At 56.2% G+C, this 14,472-nt stretch carries 13 protein-coding genes and 1 pseudogene; 10 read left to right on the forward strand and 4 right to left on the reverse strand.

The features are described from left to right. Window positions 1-12: 12 nt before the first annotated feature. Genes hslR through P3C52_RS01715 form a run of 3 tightly spaced genes read right to left on the reverse strand, consistent with a single transcriptional unit; the run spans window position 13 to window position 3,299 of the window. On the reverse strand, window positions 13-414 hold the full coding sequence (gene hslR, locus P3C52_RS01705; RefSeq protein ID WP_275553497.1) for a ribosome-associated heat shock protein Hsp15: 402 nt from the start codon (window positions 412-414) through the stop codon (window positions 13-15). A 16-nt stretch (window positions 415-430) separates the two neighbouring features. Next, window positions 431-1,111 carry a GMP/IMP nucleotidase gene (gene yrfG, locus P3C52_RS01710; protein ID WP_275553498.1) on the reverse strand — a complete coding sequence of 227 codons (681 nt, stop codon included), beginning with the start codon at window positions 1,109-1,111 and terminating at the stop codon, window positions 431-433. Window positions 1,112-1,160: 49 nt separating this feature from the next. Then, window positions 1,161-3,299, reverse strand: a complete 2,139-nt coding sequence (locus P3C52_RS01715; RefSeq protein WP_275553499.1) for an intracellular growth attenuator family protein — start codon at window positions 3,297-3,299, stop codon at window positions 1,161-1,163. Window positions 3,300-3,707: 408 nt separating this feature from the next. On the opposite strand from P3C52_RS01715, the gene nudE reads away from it, so the two are divergent. Then, on the forward strand, window positions 3,708-4,274 hold the full coding sequence (nudE, locus tag P3C52_RS01720) for an ADP compounds hydrolase NudE (protein WP_275553500.1): 567 nt from the start codon (window positions 3,708-3,710) through the stop codon (window positions 4,272-4,274). Between the two features lie 73 nt (window positions 4,275-4,347). On the opposite strand, the pseudogene mrcA reads toward nudE, so the two are convergent. Continuing rightward, window positions 4,348-6,895: pseudogene (gene mrcA, locus P3C52_RS01725) on the reverse strand (peptidoglycan glycosyltransferase/peptidoglycan DD-transpeptidase MrcA). A 120-nt stretch (window positions 6,896-7,015) separates the two neighbouring features. Here mrcA and pilM point away from each other — a divergent pair. The 9 genes from pilM (at window position 7,016) to dam (ending at window position 14,419) form a co-directional block, all read left to right on the forward strand. Then, window positions 7,016-7,834, forward strand: a complete 819-nt coding sequence (gene pilM / locus P3C52_RS01730) for a pilus assembly protein PilM (RefSeq protein WP_275553501.1) — start codon at window positions 7,016-7,018, stop codon at window positions 7,832-7,834. Continuing rightward, on the forward strand, window positions 7,834-8,382 hold the full coding sequence (locus tag P3C52_RS01735; RefSeq protein WP_275553502.1) for a PilN domain-containing protein: 549 nt from the start codon (window positions 7,834-7,836) through the stop codon (window positions 8,380-8,382). Before pilM ends, P3C52_RS01735 begins: the two co-directional genes overlap by 1 nt. After that, window positions 8,372-8,878: a hypothetical protein gene (locus P3C52_RS01740; RefSeq protein WP_275553503.1), complete on the forward strand. Its 507-nt coding sequence runs from the start codon at window positions 8,372-8,374 to the stop codon at window positions 8,876-8,878. Before P3C52_RS01735 ends, P3C52_RS01740 begins: the two co-directional genes overlap by 11 nt. Then, complete coding sequence (locus P3C52_RS01745; protein WP_275553504.1) at window positions 8,862-9,242, forward strand: HofP DNA utilization family protein; 381 nt, start codon at window positions 8,862-8,864, stop codon at window positions 9,240-9,242. The genes P3C52_RS01740 and P3C52_RS01745 overlap by 17 nt, the downstream gene beginning before the upstream one ends. Beyond that, the gene (gene hofQ / locus P3C52_RS01750; protein WP_275553505.1) at window positions 9,184-10,410 is read left to right on the forward strand and encodes a DNA uptake porin HofQ; all 1,227 of its coding nucleotides are present in this window, start codon (window positions 9,184-9,186) and stop codon (window positions 10,408-10,410) included. Before P3C52_RS01745 ends, hofQ begins: the two co-directional genes overlap by 59 nt. A 358-nt stretch (window positions 10,411-10,768) precedes the next feature. After that, on the forward strand, window positions 10,769-11,290 hold the full coding sequence (gene aroK, locus P3C52_RS01755) for a shikimate kinase AroK (RefSeq protein WP_085068555.1): 522 nt from the start codon (window positions 10,769-10,771) through the stop codon (window positions 11,288-11,290). A 40-nt stretch (window positions 11,291-11,330) separates the two neighbouring features. Next, entirely contained in the window at window positions 11,331-12,419 is a 1,089-nt protein-coding gene (gene aroB, locus P3C52_RS01760) for a 3-dehydroquinate synthase (protein ID WP_275553506.1), read from the forward strand. 59 nt (window positions 12,420-12,478) lie between these two features. Next, window positions 12,479-13,435 carry an SPOR domain-containing protein gene (locus tag P3C52_RS01765; protein WP_275553507.1) on the forward strand — a complete coding sequence of 319 codons (957 nt, stop codon included), beginning with the start codon at window positions 12,479-12,481 and terminating at the stop codon, window positions 13,433-13,435. A 171-nt stretch (window positions 13,436-13,606) separates the two neighbouring features. Next, window positions 13,607-14,419 (forward strand): adenine-specific DNA-methyltransferase, encoded by an 813-nt coding sequence (gene dam, locus P3C52_RS01770; RefSeq protein WP_275553539.1) that lies wholly within the window; start codon window positions 13,607-13,609, stop codon window positions 14,417-14,419. Window positions 14,420-14,472 lie beyond the last annotated feature (53 nt).

A 14,472-nucleotide genomic window follows, 5' to 3' on the forward strand; every position in this document is an offset into this window, starting at 1 on the left:
GTTGGCGGCGCGTTATTCGTCGCCAGAAAATTTGAATTTCATCAGATCGCGGCGCTCTTTTTTATCAGGCCGACGATCGGGATGGGGCATAGTCAGCGCGTTCATTTTGCGCGCCTGCGCCATTTTTTCGCGTTTCTCAACGCTTTCCGCCGTCTCGCTGTATAGCTGCTGCGCTTCCGTCGCCGGACGGCGCTGATCGGTAACGGCGCAGATGATAACCGTGCGCTCATCGTTGCCCTGGCGTAATTTCACTTCGGCATTCAGCTCCACCAGCTTGCTGGGCTTGCTGCGCTGACCGTTATAGTGAACTTTGCCGCCCTCAATCATCTCACGCGCCAGCGCGCGGGTTTTGTAGAAGCGCGCGGCCCACAGCCATTTATCGAGGCGGACGCCTTCTGTGGATTTCTCTTTCATCACTGCTCCCGTCGGTTTACCGCGCCTGGGGCGCCAGCGCGCCGAGCAGCGTTCGGTAATCGCTCACGCTTTGATGGCGAGCGAAGGTTTTCATCGGCATACCGGAATCAGGATTGCTGACGCCAAGACACCACGCGATTCCCCAGCTCTTCGCCGCATCCAGCACCGGCTCGCTGTCATCAATAAACAGCGTGCGGTGATTTTCGAAGCCGGTCTGCTGCTGCACAGCCTGCCATAAGCGCTGATCTTCTTTCGGAAAGCCAAATGTATGGGTCGAAAGTAATAAATCAAGGTGCTGTCCAAGGCCGGTTTGCTTTAGTTTTACATCCAGATTCCAAGGATGCGCATTGGTGAGCAGAATGGTGCGTTTGCCGCTGGCGCGCAGGGCGTGCAGGAGAGGAAGGGTATCATCGCGCAAACGCGCGCGGGCGCGCATCTCCCAGGTCATCGCACGAATGTCCAACTCCAGCTCGCGACTCCAGTAATCCAGACAATACCAGTTTAGCGTATGCTGCACCGCCTGGTACTTCGCCATAATGAGCTGGTTGGCTTCGGCCAGCGGGATGCCGTGCCGTTGACTGAGGCTTTCCGGTACCAGCGTCAGCCAGAAATAGCTGTCGAAGGCCAGATCGAGCAGCGTGCCGTCCATATCCAGCAGCACGGTATCGATATTTTGCCAGTCAATGCTGGTTTCCATGCCGCCTCCCATAAATGAAAAGCGACAGGGTAGCACAGTTAAAAGTGGCTCAGAACAGGGGACGTATATCCGGCACCGGCGACAGCGTGTGGTTAAAGCACTTATCGTAATAGCGCTGAATTTCCACGATGCGTTTGCGGTTGCGGTGGATACGGCGCAGCGCCAGCAGGCCGTTAATGATGGCGCTCAGGCTCAGCGCCACCAGCAGCAGCGAGGTAAAAAGATAACGCCACATAGTGAGCATATCCGGCGCGCTGTGCAGCGCGATATGCTGCGTGCCATTCGCGTCGGTATGAATACTGGTGATGATGCCGGAGGCGCTAAATGAGGTATGCAGCAGCATTCCCGCCAGGCGTTGGAGTTCATCCCACTGATCCGATGCGTTGAAATCAAACAGGGAAACGGTCGGTTGCGGATGATTAACCAGCTGGCGGCCCTCATCGCTGACAATCAGGAATCCGCCGGGCGGCGGGCTGTTCAGCGCTTCGGCGGCCCGATGCGTTTCACGATAGAAAAAGGTTGAGGTGGCGGTAGTTACCAGGTTTTCCAGCGCTTCGGCGCTAACCGGACGCAGCAGCACATTCATGCCGTTTAACGCCCCGGAGGAGGCGCGGCCGACCAGCGTTTCCCAGTCTTTCGCATTGCCAAGGTTAACCAGCGCGTTTTTCAGCCTGACGCAATCCTGCTGCTGGCTACACAGCTCCTGGGTTTTCAGCACCAGATCGGAAAAGTCATCCAACAGGATCATGCCTGATTTCTGGATCGCCGTCGCCAGCTGCGGGTTGAGCTTGCTGTCAGTGTTATTTTGCGGATGCAGCTGTTGATTGGTTAAATCCACCAGTGCCGAGGCTTTATCAATAATTTCTGACTGTGGCAGCGGCAGGGGAGAGGCCATATTCCAGTAAATCGCCGAGCAGTCGAACGGCATAAACGCATAGCTGCGGTTGCTCTGATAGCTGGCAGGGACGGAACACATGCCGGTGCCGCTAACTTTCAGGCTGTCGCCGACGTGCAGCGTCGCCTGTTCCAGCGCGGCCACGGAATTAACCTCGATTCGCTCGGAGCCTTTCAGCCACGCCAGACTGAGTTTCAGCGGCATAGTCAGCGGCACCCAACTGATCAGCAGCGCCAGTACCAGCAGCGAACCGCAGGCCAGCACCATGTTCTTTTTCCAGCGCTGAATCGGGAAGTTACGCACTTCATCCTGCAGCGACAGGAAACGGCCCTGCCGCACGACCTGACGGTTCAGATAGATATCCACATCGGTCGTCTGGCCTAAATCGTGCGCCACATACGGCTGCCAGTGCGGCGGATAGACCAGGTCGATAATGCCGAGAGAGATATTGTTGACCTGCCCCTGGTTCGATTCGCTAAACAGCCCCCAGCGCTTCGGCGCGCCGCGCAAGCAGTGGATTTCGCGCAGATCTTTTTCACGTGGCCGACGGTACATAAACCACAGGCTGACCAGAATAATGATGACGCTGACGCTGACCAGCCACGGCATAAAGATAAGCGGCGTCAGCAGGCTGATAAAAAAGAGCAACAGGCCGCCGCTGATTACCGTGGCTTCGCGCGAGCCGTCGCTGCGCGACAGGCTATGCTCCTCCGGCGTCTCTTTGCGCACCTGAAGTAGCTCGACGTTTTCGCTCTGTTCCTGCCGAATCGAGGCATTGGTGGCGCTGGGACGCACCACCGTCGGCAGCATGCTTTGCTCGCCGGCATAATTCACCAGCGAATGGCCGTTCAGGGAGATGACCAGCGGAATAGAGTGGGTTTTAATCAGCTCGACAAAGTTCTCTTCGGCGATGTACTGCTCCCACAGCGGCGGAAGGTGTACCTCAAGCGCGTCGAGATAGTAGCGCCATTTTTGCGGATCGTCGGTAGAAAGCCCGTAGCGGGTAATCGCGCGGGTAACAGGATAAACTTTATTGCTTTGCGAGCTGAGCGACAGCATTTCCGGCGAGGCGCTGGCACCGCCCGGCTGGATGGTGCGCTGCTTCTTTGCCAGCGTATCGAGATAACGCTCTACGGCGTCGCGCTCTTCGCTGGTCATCAGACGATGGGGCGGATTAATAAACGGCAGGGGCTTCGCCAACGGCGGACGATGCCGCATAGCGTACCAAAAACAGATACCTGCAATAAGTGAGCAGGTAAGCATTACACCCAGAATAATAATTATTGTGTTCATGCTTTGCTCATTCCAGCCAAACTGCTGCCGTCACTATGATTGCTCGCTCCGGGCTAAGTTATAGGGAGTTTACTAATTTTGGCGGGATTGGGCAGTGGTGGCAACCAACCTGATAACTAAAATAGCGCACAAAATCATAAAATTAGAACTACTATACAGAATTCCTTGCCGGAATATTACCTGTCGCCTGTCGAGGAAAGTATCGGCATTATCCTATTTCCTTATCGCTTATTGACATTGTGATAAAATTTTTCCTCAGGCATTACAAGCAATTGTTATAAAAAAGTAAATTAAATCATCTGGCGATTGGATTCCCGTGATGCCTGTCGCACAATGTCATTTTGCCGATCTTTACGCCATGACGATGACCGGCCAGCGATGATCAACCGCGCTTTAACAGGGGCCCCCATGCCGAGACAATTAGAGAAACCCACTATTTTACGTGTTGAGCCTGTTGCCCGTTCGCGCCTGTTTACCATTGAGTCGGTGGATCTGGCGTTCAGTAACGGTGCGCGGCGCGTTTACGAACGTATGCGTCCCTCAGAGCGCGAAGCGGTGATGATTGTTCCCATTATCGATAACCATTTGGTACTGATTCAGGAATATGCCGTTGGGCTGGAAAGCTATGAACTTGGCTTTCCCAAAGGGCTGATCGATCCTGGCGAGACGGTATTCGAGGCGGCTAACCGCGAACTTAAAGAAGAGGCGGGCTTTGGCGCACAGCAGATGGAAGCGCTCAGCAAGCTCACCATGGCGCCTTCCTACTTTTCCAGCAAAATGAATATTGTGGTAGCGGAAGGGCTCTATCCAGAAAAACTGGAAGGGGATGAACCGGAACCGTTGCCGGTTATTCGCTGGCCGCTGGAAAATCTGATGGCGCTGCTACAGGAACCCGATTTCAGCGAGGCGCGTAACGTTAGCGCGTTGTTCCTGGTGCGGGAATGGTTGGCGAAGCAGCAGCGTATCGCTTACTGAGCGCGTTTTACTGCCGAAGCGGTGCAGTGAGCAGTAAGAAAAAAGGGCGATTATTCGCCCTTTTTTGTTGGTATCAGAATAGCTCGTGCGTTTCGCCGTTATCCATGATCGTAGTGCCAACATCGTGGACGGAATACTCGGTTGGCTGCGTGCCGTCGATAAAGTATTCCTGACGGGTGTTGCCGCCGCCGTTAGCCAGTTTGCCGGTGCTGCGATCGATGGTGACGGTCACAATGCCGGGCGGCGGCGTTAGCGGCTGCTCAGGCACGCCGTCCAGCGCCGCCTTCATAAAGCTATCCCACGCTGGCTGAGCGCTTTTCGCCCCGCCTTCGTAGCCGGAGATCTGATCTTTAATCGCGCCGGAGGCGGTGGAACGACCCAGGTCTCGACGGTGATCGTCAAATCCGATCCAGACGGTGGTCACGACGCCTGGACCATAGCCGGAGAACCAGGCATCTTTCGAGCTGTTGGTCGTACCGGTTTTACCCCCGATATCATTACGCTTCAGATCGCGGCCTGCGCGCCAGCCGGTGCCCATCCAGCCCGGTTCCCCAAAGATATTTGAGTTCAGCGCGCTCTTAATTAAGAAGGAGAGCGGCGTATTAATGACGTGCGGCGCATACTGCTGCGCAACGGCGGGCTGCGGTGCGCCAACCTGCTGCAGAGCAGGCTGTGGTACGCCAGGGTTACGATTTTCCTGGGAGACCGCGACGTTTTCGACACTCTCTTCGCCCAGCGCGACCGCTTTTTTGGTCTCGCCATAAATCACCGGCAGATTACATTCCGGGCAGGCGATGCGCGGCTGGTTTTCAAACAGCGTTTCGCCGTTTTCATTTTCGATCTTTTTAATGAAGTACGGATCGACCAGGAAGCCGCCGTTAGCCATGACCGCATAGCCGCGCGCCATTTGCAGCGGCGTAAAGGATGCCGCGCCGAGCGCCAGCGATTCGGTATGGACGATATTTTGCGCCGGGAAGCCGAAGCGCTGTAAATATTGTGCAGCGTAGTCAACGCCCATGGCACGCATCGCGCGCACCATGACCACGTTCTTCGATTGTCCAAGTCCCTGACGCAGACGAATCGGACCGTCGTAGGTTGCCGGTGAGTTTTTAGGACGCCAGTCGGAGCCGGCGCCCGCATCCCAGCGCGAAATCGGCACGTCATTAAGAATTGATGCCAGCGTCAGGCCGCGGTCCATCGCGGCGGTGTAAAGGAACGGCTTGATATTCGAGCCGACCTGACGCAGCGCCTGGGTGACGCGGTTAAATTTGCTCTGGTTGAAATCAAAACCGCCAACCAACGCACGTACGGCACCGTCGCGCGGATCGAGAGAAATCAGCGAGGAGTTAACGTCAGGCACCTGTGCCAGCCACCAGCTATTTTCAACTTTGCGCACCCAAATCTGCTGACCTGGGTAGCACCTGCGCCACGCTGCGCGGCGTCGCGCCCTGGAGCGTATCGGATTTATAAGGACGCGCCCAGCGTACTCCTTCCATCGTCAGCGAGACATTGCTGCCGTCACGCATCAGTGCCGTGGCTTCATTGCTGTTAACGGTGGTGACAACCGCTGGCCACAGTGGACCATAAACCGGTAGCGCTTTTAACGTTTTCAGCATGCGCGTGCGATCCCACGCGGCTTCGCCCACTTTCCACAGCACGTTTGACGGGCCGCGATAGCCGTGGCGCATATCGTAATCCAGCACGTTATTGCGTACCGCTTCCTGCGCTGCCAGCTGAAGCTTGCGCGTCACGGTGGTGTAAACCTTAAAGCCATCGTTATAGGCATTTTCGCCGTAACGTTTCAGCATTTCCTGACGCACCATCTCCGTCAGGTAAGGCGCAGAGAAGGCGATTTGCGGGCCGTGATAGCTGGCTTCCAGCGGTTCGCTGCGCGCTTCAATATATTGCTGCTGCGTAATGTAGTTCTGATCCAGCATACGGGACAGCACGACATTACGACGCGACAGCGCACGATCGTGCGAATAGAGCGGATTGAAAGTGGAAGGCGCTTTGGGCAGACCGGCAATCATCGCCATTTCGCTTAGCGTCAGCTGATCGATAGTTTTGCCGAAATAGACCTGAGCGGCGGCACCTACGCCATAAGCGCGATAGCCGAGATAGATCTTATTCAGATAAAGCTCAAGGATTTCATCTTTACTGAGCAGTTGCTCAATACGAATGGCAAGGAAAGCTTCTTTGATTTTACGCATCAGCGTGCGTTCAGGGCTAAGGAAGAAGTTACGCGCCAGCTGCTGCGTAATAGTACTTGCGCCCTGTGAAGCATGACCTGAAACCAGCGCGACGCTGGCGGCACGGAAAATACCGATAGGATCGACGCCGTGGTGTTCATAGAAACGGCTGTCTTCGGTCGCGATAAAGGCTTTAACCAGCTCAGGTGGCATCTGCGCCAGCGTCAGCGGAATACGACGCTTTTCGCCATACTGGGCGATAAGTTCGCCATCAGCGCTGTAAACCTGCATTGGCGTTTGCAGACGAACATCCTTCAGGGTGTTCACATCTGGTAGCTGCGGCTCAATGTATTTGTACAACCCGTAAACCGAGCCGACGCCCAGCAAAATGCAACACACTGCAAGAATCAATAAATACTTTACGAACTTCACCTGAGATTTCCCATTTAATGTCGTTTGGGCAGTTTATAAACAATCGCGCGGTAGTATAAAGGCAAGCCAGACGCTTTGATACGTCCTTTTATTTTATGACGATATGGAGATCGCGCGAATATGGCTTTTCAGAGATGGCAAGTAGGGCTGGATATTCAGAATGGTCAGCTCTGCGCTTTAAGCATTCAACGGCGCCGTAACGGTTGGCAGCTACGCCACTGGTGGCAACATGCGTTGCCGCACGATACGTTATCCCATGGCGCGCTGCATGCCTCCCCGGCGCTGGTCGCTGTGCTGCGACGCTTGCGTCAGCAGCTCCCCCGAAATATCTCTTTGCGTATTGGTTTTCCGCCGCAGGCGGTATTACAGCGCGCCTTGCCGACGCCTTCTGTGCAGCTACGCGAACCGGAACTGGGTCGCTACGCTGCCGCTGCCGCCGAACGGCTTTTCCCGCTCGCCGCCAATGAACTGGCGCTGGACTATCGCACGGCGCTTCAGCCGCAGCTCTGGCTGACGGCGGCGCGGCAAAGCGTATTACAGCAATGGCTGACCACGCTGAATCAGGCCGGGCTGCACCCTGACGTTGTCGAGTTAACCTGCGGCGCGCTGGCGACGACAGGGCAAATGATGCAGCTGCCTGACGGGGCCGCGCTGATCCATCAGCTTAGCGACCACTGGCTGTGGTATATGCCGGGCCGCCCAGAGAGCGTCACCGGCTGGGCGCCCGGTCTGCTGGCGACGGATAGCGCGCAGCTTAGCCAACTCTTGCCGGACGCGCACGATCTCTGGTTTAGCGCTGGCATATCAGCCGAGCTGCTAACGGGAATGCAACCGCTTCAGCCGCTCAGCCTGTTGCAGTTGATGCAGCCGCCGCTGCCAGCCAATGGCGGAATGTTTACACTGGCGCTGGGTCTGGCGCTACGACCGGAAGACGCGTGATGATCGCGGTTAATTTGCTCGACTGGCGTCAGCAGGCGTGCAGGCGTCGGTTAATACGCTGGCTGTGGTTAAGCATCTCGCTGTTGTTGTCACTGCATCTTGCGCTCTTGTTCAGCTGGCAGACGCTGGCTGCAAACAGGCAGCAGTGGCAAACAAAATTAACGCTCTGGCAGCAGGCGACAGAGCAGGCGCGGGAATTAACGCAGCGCTATGACGAAGTAAAAAGCCAGCAGCAGAGGCTGCATAAACAGGCGGAGCGGCGCCGGGACAAGCGGCAGCAGCTGGATCAGTGGCTGGTGTTTATGTCGCAGCTTGAAAGCCACTTACCTGACGACATCTGGCTCTCTTCGCTAACACAGCAGCAGCAAACGCTCAGCATCGACGGGATCAGCCAACGCGCTGAGGCGACCCGCCTCCTGCATTCCCGACTCAGTCAGCCGCGACTTTTTCAGGCCTGGCGGCCAGGTGCGGTAAAAAAGCAGGCGGACGGCTTTTATCACTTCACGCTGGCGGCAGAGAGAGCGGAGGGCGCAGGCAATGAAAAATGAAATTCTGCTGCGCTGGCTGTTGATGTCGGAAAAATTACGCTGGCTGAGTATGACGGGCCTGCTGGCCGGGATTGTTTTGCTGGCAAGCTATTTCTGGATCCTTCCAGCCTGTCGCCAGCTGCACCAGATACAGCATCAGGTTATTCAGCAGCAGCAGCGTTATCAGAAAGTCCTGACGTCGCTGCGGCAACAACCCGCGCTGCAGGCGTTGCAGATGCGCAACCAGCAGTTACTGGAGGAGATGGTGCGCGAAGGACAGCCTTTTTCATTGTATGGCCTGTTGCAACAGAGCGGCGGTGAGCTGGAGCAATGGCAGCCCGATCGGCAGGATAAGCAGTTACAGCTGTGGCTGGCGTGGCCGCAGCTTAAAGCGCTGTTTGCTTATCTGGCTGCCTGCGAACCGGCGCCCGCGCTGACCTCGTTTATTGTGCAACGTAAGGCGGATCGCCTGCATGCCATCTTCCATCTGGCGTTTGATAATGAAACCTCTCATTAGCGCACTTTTATTTGGCTGGGCGCTGTCGGCCGCTGCCCGCGATCCTTTTGCCCAGCCGTTGCCGCCTTGCCACGAGTCGCTTGCGTCATTAGAGGGCTGGCAACTTCAGGGCATGATCGGCAGGGATGAGCGTTATCAGGGCTGGCTGCGTTCAGCGCAGGGAGATCGCGCCACGGTGGCGACCGATCGGCCTTCGCCTTTCGACGCCTGGCTGATCGAGGAATTTGCGCCATTTCGTCTGACATTTAGCACGCCGCAACGCTGTACGCCACAGCGCATCACGCTTCAGATTAAAGGAAAAGAGTATGACAAGGATGGTAGCGGCGCTGTTACTACTGCTGAGCGCCGCAGCACAGGCCGATAACCGGCCGCTTTCGCTGGCGTTTCAGGATGCGCCGGTTGAACAGGTTTTACAGGCGCTGGCGGATTATCAGCAGTTCAATCTGCTGGTTGCGCCGGGTGTGGAAGGACAAATTACGTTGCGCCTGCAAGATGTACCCTGGCGACAGGCGCTGTCCCTGGTAGCGCGTATGGCCCGGTTAACCATAACCCAGGAAGATTCGGTGCTGCTGGTTTTTCCGCAGGGATGGCAGCAGGAGACGGAACAGGAGGATGCACAGCAGCAGGTTTTGGCGGATCTGGCGCTGCCTTTGCGTTACGCCGACGCTGCAACCGTTAGCGCCAGTTTGCAGGCTGAACGGGCGAAATTAATGACGCCGCGCGGCAGCATTACCGTTGATGCCCGCGCCAATACGCTGCTGTTACGTGACACGCCCGCGGCCTTGCACAGCACGGCGGCCTGGATTCGCGCGCTGGATGTGGCGCTGGAGCAGGTCGAGCTGACGGCCCATATCGTCAGCATTAGCGAAGAGCATCTGCATGAGCTTGGCGTAAGCTGGCAGCTTTCAGGCGAGGAGATGATTACACAGGCGCTGCGTAACCCGACGTTAAATATTGCACTGGGCGCCAGTTCGCCTTCGCTGGCGGCAGGGTTAACGGCAGCGCGCGTCGATGGCAGGCTGCTTGACCTGGAACTCAGCGCGCTGGAGCAGGAAAACCAAATCGATATTATCGCCAGTCCGCATCTGATTGCTTCGCATCAGCAGGCGGCAAGCATTAAGCAGGGCACGGAAATCCCGTATGAAGTCTCCAGCAGCAGTGACGGCGCTACCAGCATTGAATTTAAAGAGGCGGTTTTAGGCATGGAGGTGACGCCCACGGTATTGCCTGACGGCCATATTCGGCTGGCGTTGCATATCAGTCAGAACGTGCCGGGCCGCAATATCAACAACGGCGACAGAGAAATTCTGACTATTAATAAGCAGGAAATCGCTACGCAGGTTACGCTGAAGGATGGTCAAACGCTGGCGCTGGGCGGCATATTTCAACAGGAATCATCGCGTAATCGTGATAAAGTCCCCCTCCTGGGCGATATACCGCTGCTTGGGGCGCTTTTCCGCCATGATATTCAGAATGACAAACGTCGGGAGCTGGTGATTTTTATTACGCCGCGTCTGGTGCATGAGGAGTGACCCGCAGCGTTTTTTTCCCGGCCTGGTATCATATGCGTTTGACGCAGGGGCGGAATTAGCTTACAAGGTTTAGCGATTTTGACTTATGGCAACACAGACTTACCGTCTGTCGCCACGATACCGTGACAGGACGCTGCCTGAATGGCGGCGGTTTTGACTCTTAGCGAACTGTGTGACGCGCGATCGGCGCGTTCTGAGCCGGGCAATTTATTCGGTTGCCAAACGACCTTGAGTGTTGAGATAATTTTTCATCTGACTCTCGCACTATCGCTCATGAGGTTTCAGTTCATGTCCCGCCAGCGGCCAGGCCGCTGCAGACGGGGTATCATCAACGCATTGTCTTAGTAATACCGAAAAAATGGCAGAGAAACGCAATATCTTTCTGGTTGGGCCTATGGGTGCCGGCAAAAGCACTATTGGTCGTCAGTTAGCTCAGCAACTCAATATGGAATTCTACGATTCCGATCAGGAAATTGAGCGACGTACCGGAGCGGATGTGGGCTGGGTTTTTGACGTTGAAGGCGAAGCAGGTTTTCGCGAACGTGAAGAAAAAATCATTAATGAACTCACAGAGAAACAGGGCATCGTGCTGGCTACCGGCGGCGGCTCTGTAAAATCCCGCGAAACCCGTAATCGTCTCTCCGCCCGTGGCGTTGTGGTCTATCTTGAAACCACTATTGAGAAGCAACTGGCGCGTACGCAGCGCGATAAAAAGCGTCCTTTATTACAGGTTGATGCGCCGCCGCGTGAAGTGCTGGAAGCGCTGGCGGATGAACGCAATCCTCTGTATGAAGAGATCGCTGATGTCACCATCCGCACCGATGATCAAAGTGCGAAAGTGGTAGCTAATCAGATCATTAATTTATTGGAAAAAAACTAATCCATCGCCTGAGGGCATAGCGAAAAGGTTATACAGCGTCATGGAGAGGATCACCGTTACCCTTGGGGAGCGAAGCTACCCGATCACCATCGCCGCCGGTCTGTTTAATGATGCGGCAGCCTTTTGGCCGTTGAAAGCAGGCGACCAGGCTATGTTGGTTACCAATGATACGCTGGCTCCGCTCTGGCTGGCGCCGCTGCGACAGCGGCTGGAAGAGGCGGGCGTTAAGGTGGACCAGGTTATCCTTCCCGATGGCGAACAATATAAAACCCTGGCGGTAATGGATCAGGTTTTCACCGCGCTGCTGCAAAAGCCCCACGGACGCGATACCACGCTGGTGGCGCTGGGCGGCGGCGTGATTGGCGATCTGACCGGCTTCGCGGCCGCCAGCTACCAGCGCGGCGTGCGCTTTATTCAGGTGCCGACCACGCTTTTATCACAGGTAGATTCCTCCGTTGGCGGTAAAACCGCCGTCAATCATCCGCTGGGCAAAAACATGATAGGCGCCTTCTGGCAACCTGCCTCGGTGGTTATCGATCTCGACTGTCTGCGTAGCCTGCCGCCGCGCGAGCTGGCTTCCGGTCTCGCTGAAGTGATCAAGTACGGCATTATCCTCGACGGCGACTTCTTCAACTGGCTGGAGCAGAATCTGGATGCGCTGCTGGCGCTGCAGGACGAGGCGCTGGCTTACTGCATTCGTCGCTGCTGCGAGCTGAAAGCAGACGTAGTCGCCGCCGACGAGCGGGAAACCGGCCTGCGGGCGCTGCTTAATTTAGGCCATACCTACGGCCACGCGATTGAAGCGCACATGGGTTACGGTAACTGGCTGCACGGCGAAGCCGTTGCTGCCGGGATGGTGATGGCTACCCGTACCGCTGAACGGCTGGGGCAGTTCAGCGCCGCCGATACCGATCGTATTATCGCTTTGCTTACGCGTGCTGGCCTGCCGGTTACGGGGCCGCAGGAGATGACGGCGCAGGATTACCTGCCGCATATGATGCGTGACAAAAAAGTGCTGGCTGGCGAGCTGCGTCTGGTTCTGCCGCTGGCGCTAGGCAAAGCCGAGGTGCGTAGCGGCGTGGCTCATGATATTGTGCTTGCCGCGATTAATGATTGCCGCAAGGCCTGACAGTGTTTTGTGCCGCGAACGGGAAGTTGGCGGCGTTTGCCGTAAGACGGGAGGGTTGAATGGATGAGTTTAAACCGGAAGACGAGTTAAAACCTGATACCAGCGATCGCCGTCCAACGCGGCCTCGCAAAACGTCTTCTGCGCCTAAAACGCCGGCATCTCGCCAGCGTATGATGATGGGTATTGGCGTGCTGGTGCTGTTGCTATTGGTGATCGGCATCGGTTCGGCATTAAATGGCCCTGATTCTAAAAAGCCAGCGGATAACAACGCGGCGACTTCCGGCGGCAATGAAAAAAATATCGATCTCTCCGGTTCTTCCATGAGCGGCAGCGCGTCCGATACGCAGGCGCCGAGCGGCAACGGTACGGCTAATGAGGTGCCGCAGCCGGTTTCCGTTCCGCCCATTTCCTCTACGCCGACGCAGGCCGCGCCGATTGAAACGCCGGAAAACCAGCAGCGCGTCGAACTGCCGGGCGACCTGAATAGCGCGCTGACCAATCAGCAGGGACAGGTTGACTCCGCTGCGCAGGATGCTATGAATGGCAGCTCGCTGCCGACCGCGCCCGCGACGGTTAGCGGCAATAACGCCAACAGCAGTCATGTTGCGCCACCGGTACAGAACAGCAGTAAGCCTGCACCGACGCGTAAGCCGCCGGTCGCCAGCCATTCAACTACCAAACAAAATGCGCCGGTTGCGAAGCAGAGCAGCAAGCCTGCCCCTGCCGCCAGCAGCAGCCATGCTACACAAAATGTGCCGGGCGGCAGCTATACGCTGCAGCTGAGCAGCGCCTCACGTTCAGATACGCTGAACGCCTGGGCGAAAAAACAAAACCTTAGTAACTATCACGTCTATCAGACCACGCGCAACGGGCAGCCATGGTACGTGCTGGTGAGCGGCTCTTACGCCACGCCAGCTGATGCTAAACGCGCCGTAAGCACGCTGCCGGCGGAAGTTCAGGCGCAGAAGCCCTGGGTGAAACCGGTAAGCCAGGTGAAGAAAGAGGCGATACGCTAGGTTTACCGCATTTTTGCGAGAACGCGCTCTGGCAGCGCATGATTTCAGCCGGTTAGACGGCGTTAAAAATGGCAACCGGGTTGCCATTTTTGTCGTAAGACGGATTCGTAAGCGCAGATATGCTGTCGCTATAGCCACAGCCAGATGAACAGAAGTAACCAAAACGACGGCATGAAAAAACATCGCGCTTTCCTGAAATGGGCAGGCGGCAAATATCCTCTTCTGGAAGATATTCGCCGTCATTTGCCGCAAGGCGACTGCTTAGTCGAGCCTTTCGTCGGCGCTGGCTCCGTGTTTCTTAACACTGATTATCCGAGCTACGTGCTGGCAGACATTAATAACGATCTGATTAGCCTTTATAACATCGTAAAAGGGCGCACCAGCGAGTTCGTCAGCGATGCGCGTCAGCTGTTTACGCCGCGCTGCAACGAAGCGGACGCGTATTACGCCTACCGTAGCGAATTTAATGCCAGCGATGATGCCTATCGCCGGGCGCTGCTGTTTCTTTATTTAAATCGTCACGGTTATAACGGTCTGTGCCGCTACAACCTGCGTGGCGAGTTTAACGTGCCTTTTGGCCGTTACCGTAAGCCTTATTTTCCAGAAGAAGAGCTGTTTGGATTTGCTGAGCGCGCGCAGAAAGCCACTTTTGTTTGTGAATCTTACGATGTGACGCTGAGCAAGGCGCAGGCGGGATCGGTGGTTTACTGCGATCCGCCTTACGCGCCGCTTTCGGCGACGGCGAACTTTACCGCCTATCATACCAACAGCTTTAGTCTGCGCGAGCAGCAGCATCTGGCTGAGCTGGCTGTAAAGCTGGCGCAGGAAAACGCTATTCCGGTGCTGATTTCTAACCATGATACCGAGCTGACGCGGCTGTGGTATCAGGAGGCGGTGCTGCATGTGGTTAAAGCGCGCCGTTCAATCAGCAGAAGCATCAGCGGTCGCACGAAAGTCGACGAGCTACTGGCCCTTTTTAGCTAGCCAGTTTCGTCCGCGACCAGCGCAATCTGTCAGTATTTTTACTGGCGCATACA

This window comes from Mixta sp. Marseille-Q2659, from assembly GCF_940807255.1.
GTDB lineage: Bacteria > Pseudomonadota > Gammaproteobacteria > Enterobacterales > Enterobacteriaceae > Mixta.